This is a genomic window from Rhodococcus sp. 21391 (assembly GCF_016772255.1).
GTDB classification, from domain to species: domain Bacteria; phylum Actinomycetota; class Actinomycetes; order Mycobacteriales; family Mycobacteriaceae; genus Rhodococcus_F; species Rhodococcus_F opacus.
Window position 1 is genome coordinate 6,403,316 of record NZ_CP063781.1, and the last position, 16,469, is coordinate 6,419,784.

Sequence of the window (16,469 nt, forward strand, 5' to 3'; positions counted from 1 at the left end):
ATATACCCGAGAACGGTTTAGAGAAGGCGGGTGTGTGACGCGTGATCACACGAAGTCTGCACCCGGAAGAATCAGGGCTCGCACGCCCACAAAGAAGGGACCCTCGTGTCTGAATACACGCTGCCGGAACTCCCCTACGACTACGCAGCTCTCGAGCCGCACATCTCCGGCAAGATCATGGAACTGCACCACGACAAGCACCACGCGACCTACGTGAAGGCCGCCAACACCGCCCTCGAGAAGATGGCCGAGGCCCGTGAGGACGGCACGATCGCCGACAAGGCGCTCCTTCTCTCCCGCAACCTCGCCTTCAACCTCGGTGGCCACACCAACCACTCCATCTTCTGGAAGAACCTGTCCCCGAACGGCGGCGACAAGCCCACCGGCGACCTGGCTGCCGCCATCGACGACCAGTTCGGGTCCTTCGACAAGTTCCAGGCCCACTTCACCGGTGTCGCTACCACCATCCAGGGCTCCGGATGGGCTCTGCTCGGCTACGACACCATCGGCCAGCGCCTGGTGATCGAGCAGATGACGGACCAGCACGGCAACATCACCGCCGCGATCATTCCCGTCGTCATGCTCGACATGTGGGAGCACGCCTTCTACCTCGACTACCAGAACGTGAAGCCGGACTACGTCAAGGCTTGGTGGAACATCGTGAACTGGGCGGACGCACAGGAGCGCTTCGACCGTGCCCGCACCCAGGGTGCCGGCCTCATCGGCTAGTCACACTCCTCGTTCCCGAGCGCACAGAACGCCGTCCTCGGCGCTTCTGTGCGCTCGTGCTCGTTTCGGGTCCGGAATTCCTTCCGAGCAGGCCGAGCGTCCAATAGGCTTCGGAAGTGACCGAGTTCAGCAATCCCGCCCGGGACGACACCGTCGTCCACGCCTTCCGTGACGACGCGCTCGGCGACCTCGACGCCACCGGCCTCGCGGCACGGATCGCCGCCGGGGAGGTGTCGGTCCGCGAGGTAACAGAGGCGGCGATCGCGCGCGCCGAGTCGGTCGGACCCGCCCTGAACGCCCTGGCGTTCGCCGACTTCGACCGTGCTCTGACGGAGGCGGACCGCCCGCACGAGGGTGTCTTCGCGGGAGTGCCGACCGTCGTCAAGGACAACGTCGACGTCGCCGGCCTGCCCACGCAGCACGGCAGCGTCGCCTTCGCCGCGCAGCCCGCCCGGGTCGACAGCGACTTCGTCACGCAGTACCTGTCCACAGGTGTTCTCTCGCTGGGGAAGAGCCGGCTCCCCGAGTTCGGGTTCAGCGCGTCCACCGAGTTCATGGACGCCGAGGCCGTGCACAATCCGTGGAATCTTGCGTTCTCGCCGGGCGCATCCTCGGGTGGTTCGGCCGCACTCGTCGCTTCGGGTGTCGTGCCGATCGCGCACGCCAACGACGGTGGCGGATCCATCCGCATACCCGCGGCCGCGTGTGGGCTCGTCGGCCTGAAACCGTCCCGCGGGCGGACGGTCCCCGACGCCATGGACAAGACGCTGCCGATCCGGATCATCGCGCAGGGCGCCGTCACCCGCTCGGTGCGGGACACCGCACGGTGGATGACGGCCGCCGAACGCTACTACCGTAATCCGGCACTGCCACCCATCCGGTTGGTCGAGGGGCCGAGCAGCACCCGGCTGAAGGTCGGGGTGGTGGTCGACTCGGTCACCGTGTCCCGCACGGACGACGAGACCCGCAAGTCGGTCCACGCGACCGCTGATCTGCTGGCGGACCTCGGGCATCACGTCGAGGAGTGCCCGATGCCGGTGAACTCCTCGTTCGTCGAGGACTTCTGCATCTACTGGGGGTTCCTGTCGTTCGTCATCTCCAGCAACGGCAAGCGGATGCTCGGACCGGACTTCGACCGCGACGCCACGGACAATCTGACGCGCGGACTCGCCGCGATGTACCGCAAGAACATCGCGAAGACTCCCCGGGTGCTCTACCGGTTGCGGCGCACGTACCGTGAATACGCGCAGATCTTCCAGAAGTACGACGTGATCCTGTCGCCCACCCTGGCCCACACGACGCCGGAGCTCGGATATCTTTCGCCGACACAGAGTTTCGAGGAGTTGTTCGACAAGCTGATCGCCTACACGGCGTTCACGCCGTTGAACAACGCGTCGGGCGGACCGGCCATCTCGCTGCCGATGCACGAGACGTCTCGCGGCCTGCCGCTGGCGTCGCACTTCTCCGCCGACCACGGCGACGAGCGGACTCTGCTCGAGCTGGCGTTCGAGCTCGAGCAGGCCACGCCGTGGCGTCGTATCCAGGACGCCCGCTGACGGTCAGGCCCTGCGCCGCAAGCCCATCCACACGATGGCGCCCGCCAGCAGCACGGTCGTGATCCCGAACCCGACGGCGAGGTGCTCGGCGGTGAGGATCGGCGACGACGCGGACAGTGTGCGGGTCACTGCGACCGGTTCGGCGAGCACCGTCGCCAACTGGTTCTGCTGAGCCGCCGTGCGCACCGGCATCGCCGCGACACCGTTGTTGAGGTCGGTGGACAGCTGCCCGGACAACGTCTTCAGCTTTGCGAACCCGTCGACGATCTGCGAGGTGGCGCCTTCGAGCATCTCCGGTGCCTGATCGGCGATCGGGACGATGCCGTCGTTCAGTTGCTGCGCCCCGCTGCTCAGCTGATTGCTGGCCTCGGTCAACTGACCCATCGCGACACGGACGAGTTCGCCCAGATCCGTGTCGGGGCCGACGCCTCCGCCCAGCAGACCGGGCACCGAACCCAGCTGCGAGGAGAAGAGACCGAGGTCGGCACTGACCTGACGGAGCGACGAGACCACGTCCGATTCAACGGGAGTGGCGTCGAGAACGCGGATCGCCTCGTCGATTCTGGTACGCATCCGGGTGGCGCTGTCGTTCGCCTCGCCCAGCGTCAGTCCCAGCGCGCTCAACCGGTCCGCGAGATCGTTGGCCGTCCCCGACGTCTGGTCGACCACGCCCGCCACCTGGTCGGCGACGCCCAGCAGCTGCACCGAGCCGGAACGCGCCGTCTCGAGATACGGGAGCAGAGTGTCGGCGCCCTCCGTGAGCTGTTGCGCCGCATCGTCCGCCGCGGCCGTCCCGGCTGCGAGGAACCCGGCCGTCATTCCCGCCTGCTGGAACCGCGTCCGTGACGAGGACATGTCCGCCAGCAGATCCGTGATGCCGTCCGCGCCGATCTGGGAGGACACCACTCCGGAGAGTTCCTCGGACGCACCGGTGTCGGAACCTGCGACGTCGAGGTCGAGGGTCGCCTGCCGCGGCTTCGCGCCCCACACCGAGGACACCGCCTCGCTGAAGTCCTCGGGCACGGTCACCGTGGCGAACCAGTCGCCGCCCGCCGCCGCGTCCGCGTCGACCACCTGCCAGTCGAAGGCCTCGTTCGCCTCGAGCTTGTCGATCAGGGTGTCGCTCGCACGCACCGGTTTTCCGTCCACGGTCGCGCCGGCGTCGGTGTTGACGATCGCCACGGTCCGGCTGTCTGCCGCGCTGTCACCGAGGAACAGGTAACCGAGTCCCGACGCGGACGCCAGCACCAAGCCGGCCAGGGCGGCCGCGGCGACGCGCCGCGAAGTGAGGACCTTTCGCGTCGACTCGGTTCGGGCGTGATTCGCGGAGTTCCGTGCGCGCTCAGAGGTCATTCCGGTGAGGATAGGTGGCATTCGTAGCGGCAGATTGTGACGATTCTGAGGATTCTCTGAGACCTCTACCCGGCGACGATCACCTCGTTCGCGGCAAGCGCGTCCGCGCGGGCCTGCAACCGCGCACGCAGGATCTCGACTCCCGATGTGAGTTTCTCGGCGCCGAGCCCGTCGGACAGCGGTACGGCCCGTGCGATCTCGTCGAGGATCTCGACCGCCCGGCCACTGCCGAACAGTTGCCGGTAGAGATCGCGGTACGCGTCCTCGTAGACGCTCGTAAACGCCTCCGAGGCCAGGAACCGCTCCTTCAGCGCGTTCCCGCCACCTCCGCCGGGCATGCCACCACCGGGCCCGGCGGCGCCTGGATCTGCACCGCCCGGCCTGGCTCCGCCGCCCATCCCGATCGAGTCGTGCGGGCCCGCATCACTGTTGCCGCTCAGCGCGAGGTTGAGATCCCAGGACACGACGGAGATCTTCTTCGTCTCGAGGTCGTACCAGAGGTAGTAGTTCTTGCCCGGGCCCGCCATGTCGTCGCTGTTGACCAGCAGATTCTGGGTCGCGACGTACCGGGCGAAGGATTCGACGTCCACCCGGTCGGCGAGTTCGGCGTCGAACTGCTCGTCGGACGCACCGTCCAGCCATTTCAGTAGCGAGATGATCGGCTGCAGATCCTGCGAGCCTTCCGCGTTGATCTGGTCGAACTGCTCCGCGTAGGTGGTCTGGTCGTCGCCCTGATACGTGAAACTCGAGTTGGCGTCGGCCTTGTAGAGGACGCCGTCGCTGTCGAACAACGAGTTCGCATACCCCTCGTCCGGGTGCTCGAGAACGAGCCGGGTCTGCGTCGGCGACCCGTTCACGGAGTACGTGGTGTAGGCATATCGCTGGGTGGGCTGGCCGGATTCGGCGGTCGACGACAGTGACACCGCCTCGTTCAGCACTGGCGAACCCGGCCGGACCGACAGCTGTGTCATCCCCTGGTACGCCCGCCCCGCCACGTACTTGTCGAAGTTGATCAGCAGCGGCAGCGACGCCGGGTCCTCGGCCGACAGCGTGACCATGCCGCCCGGCCCGCCTTCGCCCCTGCCCTCCGGCATCGCCGTTCCCACCGGAGGTTCCATCCCTTCCGGGATACCGCGTTTCCCGCCACCGGGACCGCCGATGCCGCGGAGCCCCATCAGGGTCGAGTTGCCCTTCAGCCGCACCCCGACGTCCGTGACGAGGGTGCCGTCGATCGTGATGTCGGCGGTGATCCACTTCTTCTCGCCCTCGTCCCGGTAGGCGGCGATCATGTCGTCGTAATCGGACTGCGAGAACTCGATGCTCACGTCGTGTGCCGTCCCCGCGTCGAAGAAATCGACCGACCCGGCGACGTTCTCGGTGATGCGGGAGGCGATCACCGTCGTGTCACCGGTGATGTACGGACGCACCCGGGCCTGACCGAACACGCCGACCGTCACCGCCACGAACGCGAGGAAGGCGGCGAGGATCTTCCAGTGCCGGCGGACCGGGATCGGCAGCCGGTGAACGAGTCTGCGGCGCATCAGATGTCGGTTTGGTCGTAACCGGTGAGAACGGTGACCCGCTGGCCGGTGTTGACCCCACTGAGCGCCGAGATGAGTTCCGCCGGTTTCCGGCCCGACTTCAGCTGCGCCGTGTAGTACAGCTCGGTGAGCGCACCCGACCGCACCGACTCCGTGCTCACCAACTCGAACTCCTTCGTGTAGTCGATCAGCACGTCCTCCACGAGGGCGGTGTAGCCCGACTCGGGCGGAACCTGCACCTTCACCACCTGCCGCTGCACGTCCAGCTTGAACATGTTGAACCGGCTCATCAGGACGAGCACGAGGCAGATCGCGACGGTGGCGGCGACGGCCAGCACGTAGAACCGGGTGCCCGTCGTCATGCCGATGGCCATCACCAGGAAGATGAACCCGACGTCGCGAGTTTCCTTGATCGCGTTGCGGAATCGCACCACCGACAGCGCGCCGACGAGCGCGAACGCGCGGGCGATGTTGGAACCCACCACCAGCATGATCAGGGTGATCACCATGCCGACCATCACGAGGGTCTGGACGTAGGACTGGCTGTAGGAGACGTTCTTGTGCGTCAGGCGATAGACGTATCCGATGATCGCCGACAACACGAACGACAACGCGAGCGAGACGACGATGTCGAACGTCGAGAACGTTCCACTGAGATCCTGGAGATCGAAATTCATGACAGGGTTCCTGTTTTCGCGAGGGTGCGGCCACGGTCGGCCGGGGCCGGGAAGAGCTCGTCGGGGATGTGCATGCGGGATCGGGGCGCAAGCCCGAAGGCCTCCACGCTCTGGCAGTACTTCGAAACCCGGACCACCGACATATCCAGTCGCGCAGTGAGATCGGTGACCCAGTAGGGCACCCGCTCGTTGGCCTTGATCTCGACGATGCACAGGTGCGGCGGAATGATGAAGCGGTTCTCGGCGGGCGCCGCGAAGTGGAAGTCGCGGTCGCGACCGTGCACCCGATGGTCGATCGTGACGCGCAGGCCCACATCGGCCCCCGTACCGATGAACGCTTCACGCAGGTACCCGGTGGTGACGGTCGGACATAGGTCGAGGTTGCCGACGAGCGTCGTCACCTCGTTCACGAACGGCCCGGCCGAGACGTCGTGGTCGATCGGCTGTCTTGCGTCGCACAACCGCATCGCATGCGAGTACGGCAGCTGGATCCGGCGTTTCTGGGTGACCCGATTGACGCGCTGCTTGATCTCCACGTAGACGGGGGTCACCCCGGTGGCCTCCGCGGGAGGCCCGTACAGCCGCACCCGCAGTTTGCGGCGAAACTTCAGGCCCTCGATCTTCTCCCAGTAGAAGCGCAGATTCTGGGTGTCGTAGTACAGGCTGGTCACAGGGTATCCGCCCACCGGCGAGAATTCGTCGGACGCCATGTGCCCCGAGAGCGCTTCGCGAAGGCGTGGAACGTCCGACTCGTGGGCGAGGTACTTGATCTCGTATCTGTTGAACGCGTGCAGCGCGCTGGCGGTCTTCAGGTATCCGGACGCTTCCGGTTCGGGCGCGGACGATCCCATACTTTCAGCCTTTCGTCGGTGGGCTCTCCCACCTCAGCCGCCGCACCTCGAGTAAACCTGCAGTAAAGCTGGCAGTTTTCTGTACGGCGGACCGTCAGATGCCGTTCATCCGCACCGACACCTGTGTTCACCTGCGGCAGTTAGCACTCCCCTGCTCTTGTGTGCCAGGCACTGTCGGGCGCATTCTTCAAGTACCCAACGAGGTGTGCAGAACCAGTCGTGTTCGCAGCGTGTCATCACACCGAGGAGGCAGAGATGAACAGGGACGGCTACATCGGCATCTCGCCCTTCCAGGCCGCGGGTACCTTGCGGGGATTCGTCATTTCCGGGCGCTGGCCCGACACCACCAAGGAATGGGCCCAATTGCTCGCGCTCGCCGTGCGGGTGGCGTGTGTTCCGGGGCTACTCCACACCACGACCGTCTTCGGCGCGCACGAGGACCTGCCCGAGGAGCCCGAGCCCGAGACCGTCGGCCTCGTGGTGGCCGAGGGCACAGTTCTCGGGGAGTTCGCGCTCGCTCCCGGTCGCTTTGCGGATCATCAGCCGCCGGCGCTGATGATGCTGCACCCGCCGTCCGAGACGACCCCGTCGCTGCCGGAGTGCGTGGGCGCCGCGTCGGGCTGCGTCCTGCTCCCCGGTCTCCCCCACCTGGGGTTGGAACACCGGGCGGCGTGGGTGGAGGCGGAGGCGGACGGGACGGTGACGTCCATGGTCAGCCGGGTGGGCATCGACCCGATCAGCGATCCCGACACTGCCGTTTTGGCCATGCTGCTGGCCTCGTGAGGGTACCCGAAGTTTCTGCGGTCGGTGTACCAAACTTATTGCCGCCTTTGCCTTTTCGAATAAGTCACGCTAGCGTTACGGACATCGAAGGGGAGTAGCCCCCAATCGCCTGTGTCGACATACTGGCTCGTTGCTTCACCGCACCGGACCCGGCCTGGCGAACCGCCGCCGGATCACCCGGCGCCGGTGGGCGAGACCTTCGGCCGGACAGACGTACCCGCGTCTGCCAGGCCGGAGGAATCCACCCGTCATCCTCCGACCGACCACTGGAGGAGGATGCCCGTGCTGACCGCCGCACTGCTGAGCTTCGGCGTGATCTTCGTCGCCGAACTGGGAGACAAATCCCAGCTGATGGCGATGACGTTCGCCCTGCGCTACCGCTGGTGGGTCGTGATCGCCGGCATCACCGTCGCGACCACCGTGGTCCATCTGGTGTCCGTCGCCGTCGGCCACTACCTCGGTGTCGCGCTCCCGACTGCGGCGATCAGCATCGTCGGTGGTGTGGCCTTCCTGATCTTCGGTGCGTGGACGCTGCGCGGCGACGATCTCAGCGACGACGAGCAACTCAAGGCGGGCCGAGCTACCCGCTCGGCGTTCCTGGCCGTCACGTCCGCCTTCTTCCTCGCCGAACTCGGCGACAAGACCATGCTCGCCACCATCACGCTCGCCACCGACCACGACACCATCGGGGTGTGGATCGGCTCAACCGTCGGCATGGTCGCGGCCGACGCCCTGGCCATCGTCGTCGGCGCCGTGCTGGGTAAGCATCTGCCCGAGAGTGTCATCCGCATCGGCGCGGCCGTTCTGTTCTTCGCGTTCGGCATCTGGTTGCTGCTCGAGGGTCTGCTCCCCGGCAACGTGGCGGGCCCGATCGCCGGCGCCGCCGTCGTCGTTCTGGCGCTGGCCGGTGCCGCCAGTCGTGCAGTGTGGTCACGGCGCCGCCGCGGGGCCGCGGCAGAGCCCGAACGGATGCAGCACCAGGACTGAGCCCGGTCGACAAAGACGCCCCCTCGGGCAATACTCGAAAGCCTTGGAGTACCTCGCAGTTCTCACGGACGAGAGGGCGTGTGTGAACCATCCCGTAGCGAGCGGCAAGCCTGCGATTCTCACCGTCGACGACGATCCCGGTGTGTCGCGCGCCGTCGCCCGCGATCTGCGGCGCCGATACGGCGAGAAGTACCGGATCATCCGCGCCGAATCCGGCGAATCCGCACTCGACGCGATGAAGCAGATGAAGCTGCGCGGGGATCCCGTCGCGGCGATCCTGGCGGACTACCGGATGCCGGCGATGAGCGGGATCGAGTTCCTCGAGAAGGCGATGGACCTGTATCCGGTCGCGCGGCGGGTGCTGCTCACGGCCTACGCCGACACGGACGCGGCCATCGAGGCGATCAACGTCATCGACCTCGACCACTACCTGCTCAAGCCGTGGGACCCGCCGGAGGAGAAGCTGTACCCGGTGGTCGACGCCCTGCTCGAGGCGTGGGCGTCATCGGATCATCACCCCGCCGAGGAGACGAAGGTCGTGGGTCATCGCTGGGCGGCGCGGTCCTCGGAGGTGCGCGAGTTCCTGGCCCGCAACCAGCTGTCGTACCGCTGGTACATGTCGGACGAGCCGGAGGGCGGGCGGCTGCTCAACGCCGCCGGCGAGGACGGCCGGCGACTGCCCGTGGTGATCTGCTCCGACGGCGAATGCCTGGTGGAGCCGTCGGACACCGAACTGGGGCGGCATCTCGGACTCCGGACCGACCCGTCGGAGAACTTCTACGACCTCGTCGTCGTCGGCGGCGGACCGGCAGGCCTGGGCGCAGCCGTGTACGGCGCCTCGGAGGGTCTGCGCACCGCCCTGGTCGAACGGACCGCGACCGGTGGGCAGGCGGGTCAGAGTTCCCGCATCGAGAACTACCTCGGTTTCCCCGACGGCGTGTCCGGCGCGCAGCTCGCCGAGCGGGCCCGCAGGCAGGCCACCCGGTTCGGGGCCGAACTGATCACCACCCGCGACGTCTTCGCTCTCGAGATCAACGGATCGGCACGGACCGTCCGTTTCGCGGACGGTGACACCATCGACGCGCACACGGTGATCCTGGCCACCGGTGTCTCCTACCGGCGTCATCCCGCGCCCGGAGTCGACGACCTCACCGGTCGCGGCGTCTACTACGGTTCCGCCGTCACCGAGGCCGCCCGCTGCACCGACCAGGACGTCTACATCGTCGGCGGCGCCAACTCCGCCGGACAGGCGGCGGTCTACCTGTCGCGGGGCGCCCGGTCGGTCACCATCGTCGTGCGGGCGCAGTCGCTCGAGGATTCGATGTCGTACTACCTCGTCCAGCAGATCGAACGGAACCCTCGCATCCGCGTCCGGCCGTGCACCGAGGTGATCGGCGTCGAGGGCGAGGGTCACCTCGAGAAGGTCCGGCTGCGCAACAACGCGACCGGCGACGAGGAGACCGTCGACGCCGGGTTCCTGTTCCTGTTCATCGGCGCGGCCCCGCGGACCGAGTGGCTCGACGGCGTCGTCGCGCGGGACGAGAACGGGTTCGTCGTGTCCGGACCCGACCTCGTCGTCGACGGGAAACCACCGAGCGGATGGCCCCTCGACCGTCTCCCCCACCACCTCGAGACGAGCGTCCCGGGGATTTTCGCGGCGGGTGACGTGCGCTCCGAATCGGCGAAGCGGGTGGCGTCGGCAGTCGGGGAAGGCGCCATGGCCGTGATGCTCGTCCACCGCTACATCGGCCAACCGTGACCAGGGGCAGACCATGACGCAACTCCCGTGCAATCCCCCCGAGCTGAGGACGTTGTTCCTCTTCGAGAAGCTCACCGACCACCAGCTCGAGCAGCTGTGCGAGAAGGGGCACGTCGAGCTGATCGAACCCGGCCCGGTGTTCGCGGAGGGTGAGATCGCGACGTGCTTCTACGTGCTGATCGAAGGCGAGCTCGTGCTGAGCAAGCTGTCGGGCGGCGAGGAGATCGAGTTCAGCCGGACGTCCCAGCGCGGCGTGTACTCCGGGGCCTGGCAGTCGTACCTCGGTGACCGCGCTCCCCAGACGTACACCGCGTCGATGCGCGTCACCGCCCCGTCGAGGTTCTTCGTCCTCGACGCCGACCGTTTCGGGCAGCTGATGCGCGAGTGGTTCCCGATGGCCGTGCACCTGCTGGAGGGGCTGTTCTTCGGCAACCAGAACGCGAAGCAGGTCGTCGATCAGCGGGAACGCCTCCTCGCGCTGGGGTCGCTGTCGGCGGGGCTCACGCACGAACTCAACAACCCGGCGGCCGCCGCGGTCCGGGCGACGGCGTCGCTGCGCGACCGGGTGTCGCACATGCGGCAGAAGCTGAGCGTGATCGCCTCGGGCGTGTACGACCGGCAGGCGCTGGCCACGTTGATCCGGTTGCAGGAGGAGACCGCCGAACTGGTCGCGAAGGCGCCGACGCTGACCCCGCTCGAAGCGTCCGACCGCGAGGACGAACTCGGCGACTGGTTCGACGACCACGGCGTCTCCGGGGGCTGGGACCTGGCGCCCACGTTCGTGCAGGCGGGTCTCGACGTGCCGTGGCTCGAGCGGATCGTCGCCAGTGTCGACGACGAATCGATGGTCGAGAGCGCGATCCGCTGGCTCAACTACACCATCGAGACCGAATTGCTGATGAACGAGATCGCCGACTCGACCGCCCGGGTCTCCACGCTCGTGAACGCCGCGAAGCAGTACTCGCAGATGGACCGCGCCCCGTACCAGCGCGTCGATCTGCGGGAACTGCTCGACAGCTCGCTGGTGATGCTCGGCCGCAAGATCGGCGACTCCGTCACGGTGGTGAAGGAGTACGACCCGACCTTGCCGCAGATCCCGGCGTACGCCGCGGAACTCAACCAGGTGTGGACGAACCTCATCGACAACGCCGTCGCCGCCATGGACGGCCACGGCACCCTCACCGTCCGCACCCGGCGCGACGGCGACATGGCCCTGATCGAGATCGCCGACACCGGACCGGGTGTGCCCGAAGAGATCCGGTCGCGCATCTTCGAGCCGTTCTTCACCACGAAACCGGTGGGCGAGGGAACCGGGCTCGGCCTCGACATCTCGTGGCGCATCGTCGTGAAGAAGCACCGCGGCGACCTGCGTGTGGAGTCCGAGCCGGGCGACACCCGGTTCCAGGTCCGTATTCCGATCGAACCCGAAGTCGCAGCAGCAGAAGGAGCCTCAGATGGGTGAGCTGGAGGGAATCGACCCGAGCGTGCCGCCGAGTGGAGACGGATGCGCCGAGTGCGACAGCGCCGGCGGGTGGTGGGTGCACCTGCGCCGCTGCGCGCAGTGCGGCCACATCGGTTGCTGCGACTCCTCCCCCGAACAGCACGCCACCAAGCACGCCGCCGATACCGGCCACCCCGTCGTGCGGAGCTTCGAACCGGGCGAGAACTGGTTCTGGAACTACGCCACCGAGACGGCCTTCGAAGGCCCCGAACTCGCCCCGCCGCACCATCGTCCGATCGACCAGACCGTCCCCGGCCCCGGCTCCCGGGTTCCGCCGAACTGGCAGGCGTACATTCACTGACTCGAGCAGTCAGAGTTGCTCGAGGCGGTGTGCCGTCGCCGCGTCCTGCTCGTCGTACCGGGCGAGCGCCGCTTCGAACGTCGCCTTCAGGTCCAGCGCGTAACGCTCGTGCGCTGCGAACGTCCCGGCCGCCGAGTTCTCGACCGCGACACCCGGGCCGCCGATCGCCGTCGCCCGGAACCGCGCAGCCAGTTCCGCCGCCGACCGCAGATGGGTTTCGCCGAGACCGAAGCTCTCGGGCGCGAGTTCACGATGCGCTCGTTCTCGCAGGTCCTGCATGTCGGCCGCCAACACCTCGCACGCGGCGATGCACCGCACCAACGCGTCGCGGTCCACTTCGAGCCGGTCCTCGCTCATCCGTCCCCCTACGGTCCTGCGCGTCCCCTGATCCGCGCGAGAAGACAAACTACCCGCTCCCCGGCCCGTGACGTTTCCCTCGCCTCTGCCGTCACACCGAGCGGGCGTTATGGTGCAGGTCACCAGGGTCGGCCAACGGAGGTCGCCGGGAAAGTAAGGATGCGAACTGTGGAAATTCAGGGAACCGCCGCACTGGTCACCGGAGCGGCCTCGGGCCTCGGCGCCGCCACTGCCAAGCGTCTCGCCGACGCCGGAGCTACCGTGTTCGGACTCGACCTGCAGCAGTCCATCGAGCGCGCCGGCGACAACGTCCCCGACGGCGTGACCCTCCTCGCCACCGACGTCACCAGCGGCGACGAGGTCCAGGCCGCGATCGAGAAGATCGTCGAGTCGGGTCTGCCGCTGCGCATCGTCGTCAACTGCGCCGGCGTCGGCTGGGCCGGCCGCATCCTGTCGAAGAAGGGCCCGCACGACCTCGAACTGTTCCGCACCGTCATCACGGTCAACCTGCTCGGCACGTTCAATGTGATGCGCCTCGCCGCGGACGCCATCGCCAAGACCGACACCGTCGACGAGTCCGGGCAGCGCGGCGTCATCATCAACACCGCGTCCGTCGCCGCGTTCGAGGGCCAGATCGGCCAGATCGCGTACTCCGCATCCAAGGGCGGCGTGCACGGCATGACCGTCCCGGCCGCCCGCGACCTCGCGCAGTTCGGCATCCGCGTCAACACCATCGCCCCCGGCATCATCGACACCCCGATGCTCGCCGGCGTCACCGACGAATACCGCAAGGGCCTCGAAGCCGGCGTCCCGTTCCCCTCGCGCCTCGGTCAGCCCGCCGAATACGCCCAGCTCGCTCAGATGATCATCGAACACGACTACCTCAACGGTGAGACCATTCGTATGGACGGCGCTCTGCGCATGGCGCCGCGGTAGGCGGCTCCGCCGCCCGTGCGCCTTTCTGGTTGCTCCAGCTACCACAAAGGCGCACGGGGGCGCGAAGCGCCCTTCCCTGGGAGGTGGCATGGGTTTCTACTCGGACCGGATCGTTCCGCGGCTCGTCGACATCAGTTGCGGGATGAAGTTCACGGAGCCGACGCGGCGACGCGTCTGCGCCGGTCTGCACGGACGGGTGGTGGAAATCGGATTCGGGTCGGGTCTCAACGTCCCGTTCTACCCGGCCGCCGTCGACTCGGTGAGCGCCGTCGACCCCGCCGACCTCGGCTGGAAGCTGGCGCGCAAGCGGCTGGCGGCGTCGACGACACCGGTCGAGCGGTCCGGCCTGGACGGCCAGTCACTCCCCTTCCCGGACAACAGTTTCGACACCGCACTGTCCACTTGGACGATGTGCACCATCCCGGACGCCGACGCCGCACTCCGGGAGGTCCGGCGTGTCCTGAAACCGGGCGGCACACTGCATTTCGTCGAGCACGGTCTCGCCCCGGACGCAAACGTCCAGCGGTGGCAGCGCCGGCTCGAACCGATCCAGAAGGCCGTCGCCGGTGGTTGCCACCTCACCCGCGACATTCCCACCCTGGTGACGAACGCCGGATTCGACGTCCAGGACCTCGACCGGTTCTACGAGACGTCCGCGCCGAAGATCGTCGGCGCCTATTTCCTCGGCGTCGCGGCTTCGCCGCCCGTTCGTGCCTGACGAGTCCAGGGACTCGTCAACCGCTCACAGGCGGCGGCGCCGCCTGTCGTCGATGTAGAACAGCACGAGGGCTCCGCACAGGAGGGCGGCGGGGATCCAGGCGGCGGATCCGCCGAAGTAGCGAGTGGCGAACGCTCCGACGACGGCCCCACCGGCGAAGCTGCTGACGATGGCGGCGTACACGCGGGTGTGCTGGCGCGATTCGGGGACCTTCTCGATGAATCCGGCGTACGCCGATTCGGTGAAACGCATGAGGTTGCCGGTGGTGGCGACAGCGATGTACGACAGCGACCCGATGGTGCGGAACAGTCCGAACTGCATCGCCGCGACGAACGCGATCGGAACGGTGACCAGTGCGTTGGGCACGTTTGCGGGGACGAACGCGACCGCGACGAGGACGACGATCTGCGCGACCATGGCGATCCGGATCGGGTGGTCGAAGACGCTGTGGGCGAGTTCGCCCTTGAGCAGATGCGCGAACGCGACACCGACGATGAACGCGAGGATCGGCCACAGGTGGGCCCGTGCGGCGTGGAAGTGACGCTCCGACAGGTCGATGGCCATGAGGATGACGTTGCCGGTCTGGGCGTTCGCGAAGACGCCGCCGCGACTGATGTAGGTGTAGGCGTCGAGGAAGCCGCCCGCGGCGGTGAGGAGCAGAGCGAACCGCAGCGTCGTGGATGTCTTCGGCACCTCCACCTGACCACCCCTACCGAATCGGGCCCTGCCTTGCAGCCTAGAGGTCGGACGCGAGCGGGATCTCCTTCTCGGCCCGATCCGACATCCATTCGCGCAGTACTTTCGTCGCGATTACGTCGTCCTCGTTGTATTGCAGCAGTCGTTCGCGCTGGGTGAGGTCGGGTTCGCCGTCGTAGCCGACGGCTTCGCGGTACCAGCTCATCGACGCTTCACCGCTGGCGTCGGCGTCGCGCCACCGGAATCCGGCGACCGGGGCGATCTTCTTGAGTCCCTTGCCACCCGGGCAGATGAACTGGTCGCTGATCGCCTGGTAGATGTCGACCCATTGTGGGCTGTCGATGAATTCCCGGATCTCGGCCTCGGTGGGGATGCCCGGCCCCCCGGCGAACCGGCGGGCGGAGTCCAGCAACCACTTGTCCTCCGCGGACCGCGAATAGCAGTACGCGGCGAAGGTTCTGCCGCTCAGCGCCGCCGCTTCCCGCTCGGCCATCAGCCACGTCCAGAATTCGGCGAACGACCGCGCCTCGTCCTGCGTCGGCACCGGGTCCCAGCTGACGAACGGCCGGTACGCCGACACCCCGTCCACGTTGAGCAGCGTGCCCCACAGGTAAGCGCCGTGTTCCTGGTAGCTCTCCATGTCGACGTCGACCTCGACGTCCGCGCGCGTCACCCGGATCTCGGGGAACCGTCGCACCAGCGGCGCTCCCGCGAGCCACGCCTTGGCAGTGACGACGGCGTCCTCGAACGCGCCGTGCGGCCAGTCCTCGAGCGGTTCGCGGTCCCACGCCGCGAGATCGTCGATGGTGTGGCAGCCCGCGTCGCGCAGCATGTCGGCGCGCGAACCGGTGGCCACCAGGCTCACGTCGTGTGTCTGGGTCAGCTGCTCCTCGCACCCGGGCCACCACGGGCAGGAACGGCATTCACCGATCCTCGACGGCACGGTCGCCGATTCCCCGCGGGCGACGGCGAGCCGGTCGGCGAAGCGTTCGTCGTAGTCGTCGAGGATCGTGGTGAGGTCGTGCACGAAGATGACGTCGGAGCCGTAGCCGATCGCGCCCGCCACCAGCGCCGGACTCGCGAGCCCGTACCGTTCGAGCATCCGGTACACCTGCGCGACGCGCATCTGGTCGCGGACCTGACCGCGCGGCTTCCGCGACGCGTCCTCCCGCGGTTGCCACTCGAACATGTCCGACGTCACCGCGCCGCCGCCGGGATCGGTGACCTTGTGATTGACGACGATCACGGGGATGTACCCGCCGTGGTCCTCGTCACGGATGAGGATCTCGCAGCGCGCCCGCCGGCCGGCGTCCCGGTCGAGCGGGAGCACGGCTCCCCAGATGCGGTCCGCGCCTGCCTCGCACGCGGCCACCGTGTCCTCGGCTCGCCGGCGCAGGCTCTGCTCGGTGTCGATCTGCACCCACCGTTGCGGTGCATGCTCGGTGAGGATCCGCCGGACGTCTTCACGCTTGGCGGCGGCGGCGTCCTGACGCTGGCGGACACCCGGGTCCTCGGGCGCGGCCGCCAGTTGTTCGGGGAACGCCGCATCGAGGTGCACCCGGTGGCGGCACCGCGTCAGTGCGCTGGCATCGATCACCGTCCCCGACGCCTTTCCGGGAGAGGCGTCGGGTTCTGATTGCTGACCGATATGGGAACACACGATGACGAAGATTATGTGCTCCCCTAGGCTGATCCCGAAGCACCGGATGCAGTTGGTAGCGTGG

16 protein-coding genes are annotated in these 16,469 nt (G+C 67.5%); 9 read left to right on the forward strand and 7 right to left on the reverse strand.

Annotated elements, in window-relative coordinates:
- Nucleotides 1-105 precede the first annotated feature (105 nt).
- Complete coding sequence (locus GO592_RS29565; protein ID WP_005260485.1) at nt 106-729, forward strand: superoxide dismutase; 624 nt, start codon at nt 106-108, stop codon at nt 727-729.
- A 116-nt stretch (nt 730-845) separates the two neighbouring features.
- Nucleotides 846-2,285 carry an amidase gene (locus tag GO592_RS29570; RefSeq protein WP_007298287.1) on the forward strand — a complete coding sequence of 480 codons (1,440 nt, stop codon included), beginning with the start codon at nt 846-848 and terminating at the stop codon, nt 2,283-2,285.
- 3 nt (nt 2,286-2,288) lie between these two features.
- Here GO592_RS29570 and GO592_RS29575 read toward each other — a convergent pair whose 3' ends face one another.
- The 4 genes from GO592_RS29575 to GO592_RS29590 form a co-directional block, all read right to left on the reverse strand.
- Entirely contained in the window at nt 2,289-3,638 is a 1,350-nt protein-coding gene (locus GO592_RS29575; RefSeq protein WP_007298286.1) for a membrane protein, read from the reverse strand.
- A gap of 65 nt (nt 3,639-3,703) precedes the next feature.
- Complete coding sequence (locus GO592_RS29580; RefSeq protein WP_007298285.1) at nt 3,704-5,179, reverse strand: CotH kinase family protein; 1,476 nt, start codon at nt 5,177-5,179, stop codon at nt 3,704-3,706.
- Nucleotides 5,179-5,856 carry a DUF4956 domain-containing protein gene (locus tag GO592_RS29585; protein WP_005562572.1) on the reverse strand — a complete coding sequence of 226 codons (678 nt, stop codon included), beginning with the start codon at nt 5,854-5,856 and terminating at the stop codon, nt 5,179-5,181. Before GO592_RS29585 ends, GO592_RS29580 begins: the two co-directional genes overlap by 1 nt.
- The gene (locus tag GO592_RS29590) at nt 5,853-6,707 is read right to left on the reverse strand and encodes a polyphosphate polymerase domain-containing protein (RefSeq protein WP_007298284.1); all 855 of its coding nucleotides are present in this window, start codon (nt 6,705-6,707) and stop codon (nt 5,853-5,855) included. Before GO592_RS29590 ends, GO592_RS29585 begins: the two co-directional genes overlap by 4 nt.
- Nucleotides 6,708-6,962: 255 nt before the next feature.
- Between GO592_RS29590 and GO592_RS29595 the strand changes: the two genes are divergently transcribed.
- The 5 genes from GO592_RS29595 to GO592_RS29615 all read left to right on the forward strand — a co-directional run bounded on the left by GO592_RS29595 (nt 6,963) and on the right by GO592_RS29615 (nt 12,038).
- The gene (locus GO592_RS29595) at nt 6,963-7,490 is read left to right on the forward strand and encodes a hypothetical protein (RefSeq protein ID WP_007298283.1); all 528 of its coding nucleotides are present in this window, start codon (nt 6,963-6,965) and stop codon (nt 7,488-7,490) included.
- Nucleotides 7,491-7,766: 276 nt separating this feature from the next.
- Complete coding sequence (locus GO592_RS29600) at nt 7,767-8,477, forward strand: TMEM165/GDT1 family protein (RefSeq protein WP_007298282.1); 711 nt, start codon at nt 7,767-7,769, stop codon at nt 8,475-8,477.
- An 82-nt stretch (nt 8,478-8,559) separates the two neighbouring features.
- The gene (locus GO592_RS29605; RefSeq protein ID WP_007298281.1) at nt 8,560-10,236 is read left to right on the forward strand and encodes an FAD-dependent oxidoreductase; all 1,677 of its coding nucleotides are present in this window, start codon (nt 8,560-8,562) and stop codon (nt 10,234-10,236) included.
- Between the two features lie 13 nt (nt 10,237-10,249).
- Nucleotides 10,250-11,698 (forward strand): ATP-binding protein, encoded by a 1,449-nt coding sequence (locus GO592_RS29610; RefSeq protein ID WP_007298280.1) that lies wholly within the window; start codon nt 10,250-10,252, stop codon nt 11,696-11,698.
- The gene (locus GO592_RS29615; RefSeq protein WP_005562580.1) at nt 11,691-12,038 is read left to right on the forward strand and encodes a UBP-type zinc finger domain-containing protein; all 348 of its coding nucleotides are present in this window, start codon (nt 11,691-11,693) and stop codon (nt 12,036-12,038) included. Before GO592_RS29610 ends, GO592_RS29615 begins: the two co-directional genes overlap by 8 nt.
- A gap of 9 nt (nt 12,039-12,047) precedes the next feature.
- Here the strand turns inward: GO592_RS29615 and GO592_RS29620 are convergent, their stop codons facing one another.
- Nucleotides 12,048-12,395, reverse strand: a complete 348-nt coding sequence (locus tag GO592_RS29620; RefSeq protein ID WP_007298279.1) for a hypothetical protein — start codon at nt 12,393-12,395, stop codon at nt 12,048-12,050.
- 168 nt (nt 12,396-12,563) lie between these two features.
- Between GO592_RS29620 and GO592_RS29625 the strand changes: the two genes are divergently transcribed.
- Entirely contained in the window at nt 12,564-13,331 is a 768-nt protein-coding gene (locus GO592_RS29625; RefSeq protein ID WP_007298278.1) for an SDR family NAD(P)-dependent oxidoreductase, read from the forward strand.
- Nucleotides 13,332-13,419: 88 nt separating this feature from the next.
- Complete coding sequence (locus GO592_RS29630) at nt 13,420-14,049, forward strand: class I SAM-dependent methyltransferase (RefSeq protein ID WP_007298277.1); 630 nt, start codon at nt 13,420-13,422, stop codon at nt 14,047-14,049.
- Nucleotides 14,050-14,073: 24 nt separating this feature from the next.
- Here GO592_RS29630 and GO592_RS29635 read toward each other — a convergent pair whose 3' ends face one another.
- Complete coding sequence (locus GO592_RS29635) at nt 14,074-14,748, reverse strand: YoaK family protein (RefSeq protein WP_005248905.1); 675 nt, start codon at nt 14,746-14,748, stop codon at nt 14,074-14,076.
- A 37-nt stretch (nt 14,749-14,785) separates the two neighbouring features.
- Nucleotides 14,786-16,342 carry a TM0106 family RecB-like putative nuclease gene (locus GO592_RS29640; protein WP_007298276.1) on the reverse strand — a complete coding sequence of 519 codons (1,557 nt, stop codon included), beginning with the start codon at nt 16,340-16,342 and terminating at the stop codon, nt 14,786-14,788.
- Nucleotides 16,343-16,469: the final 127 nt, after the last annotated feature.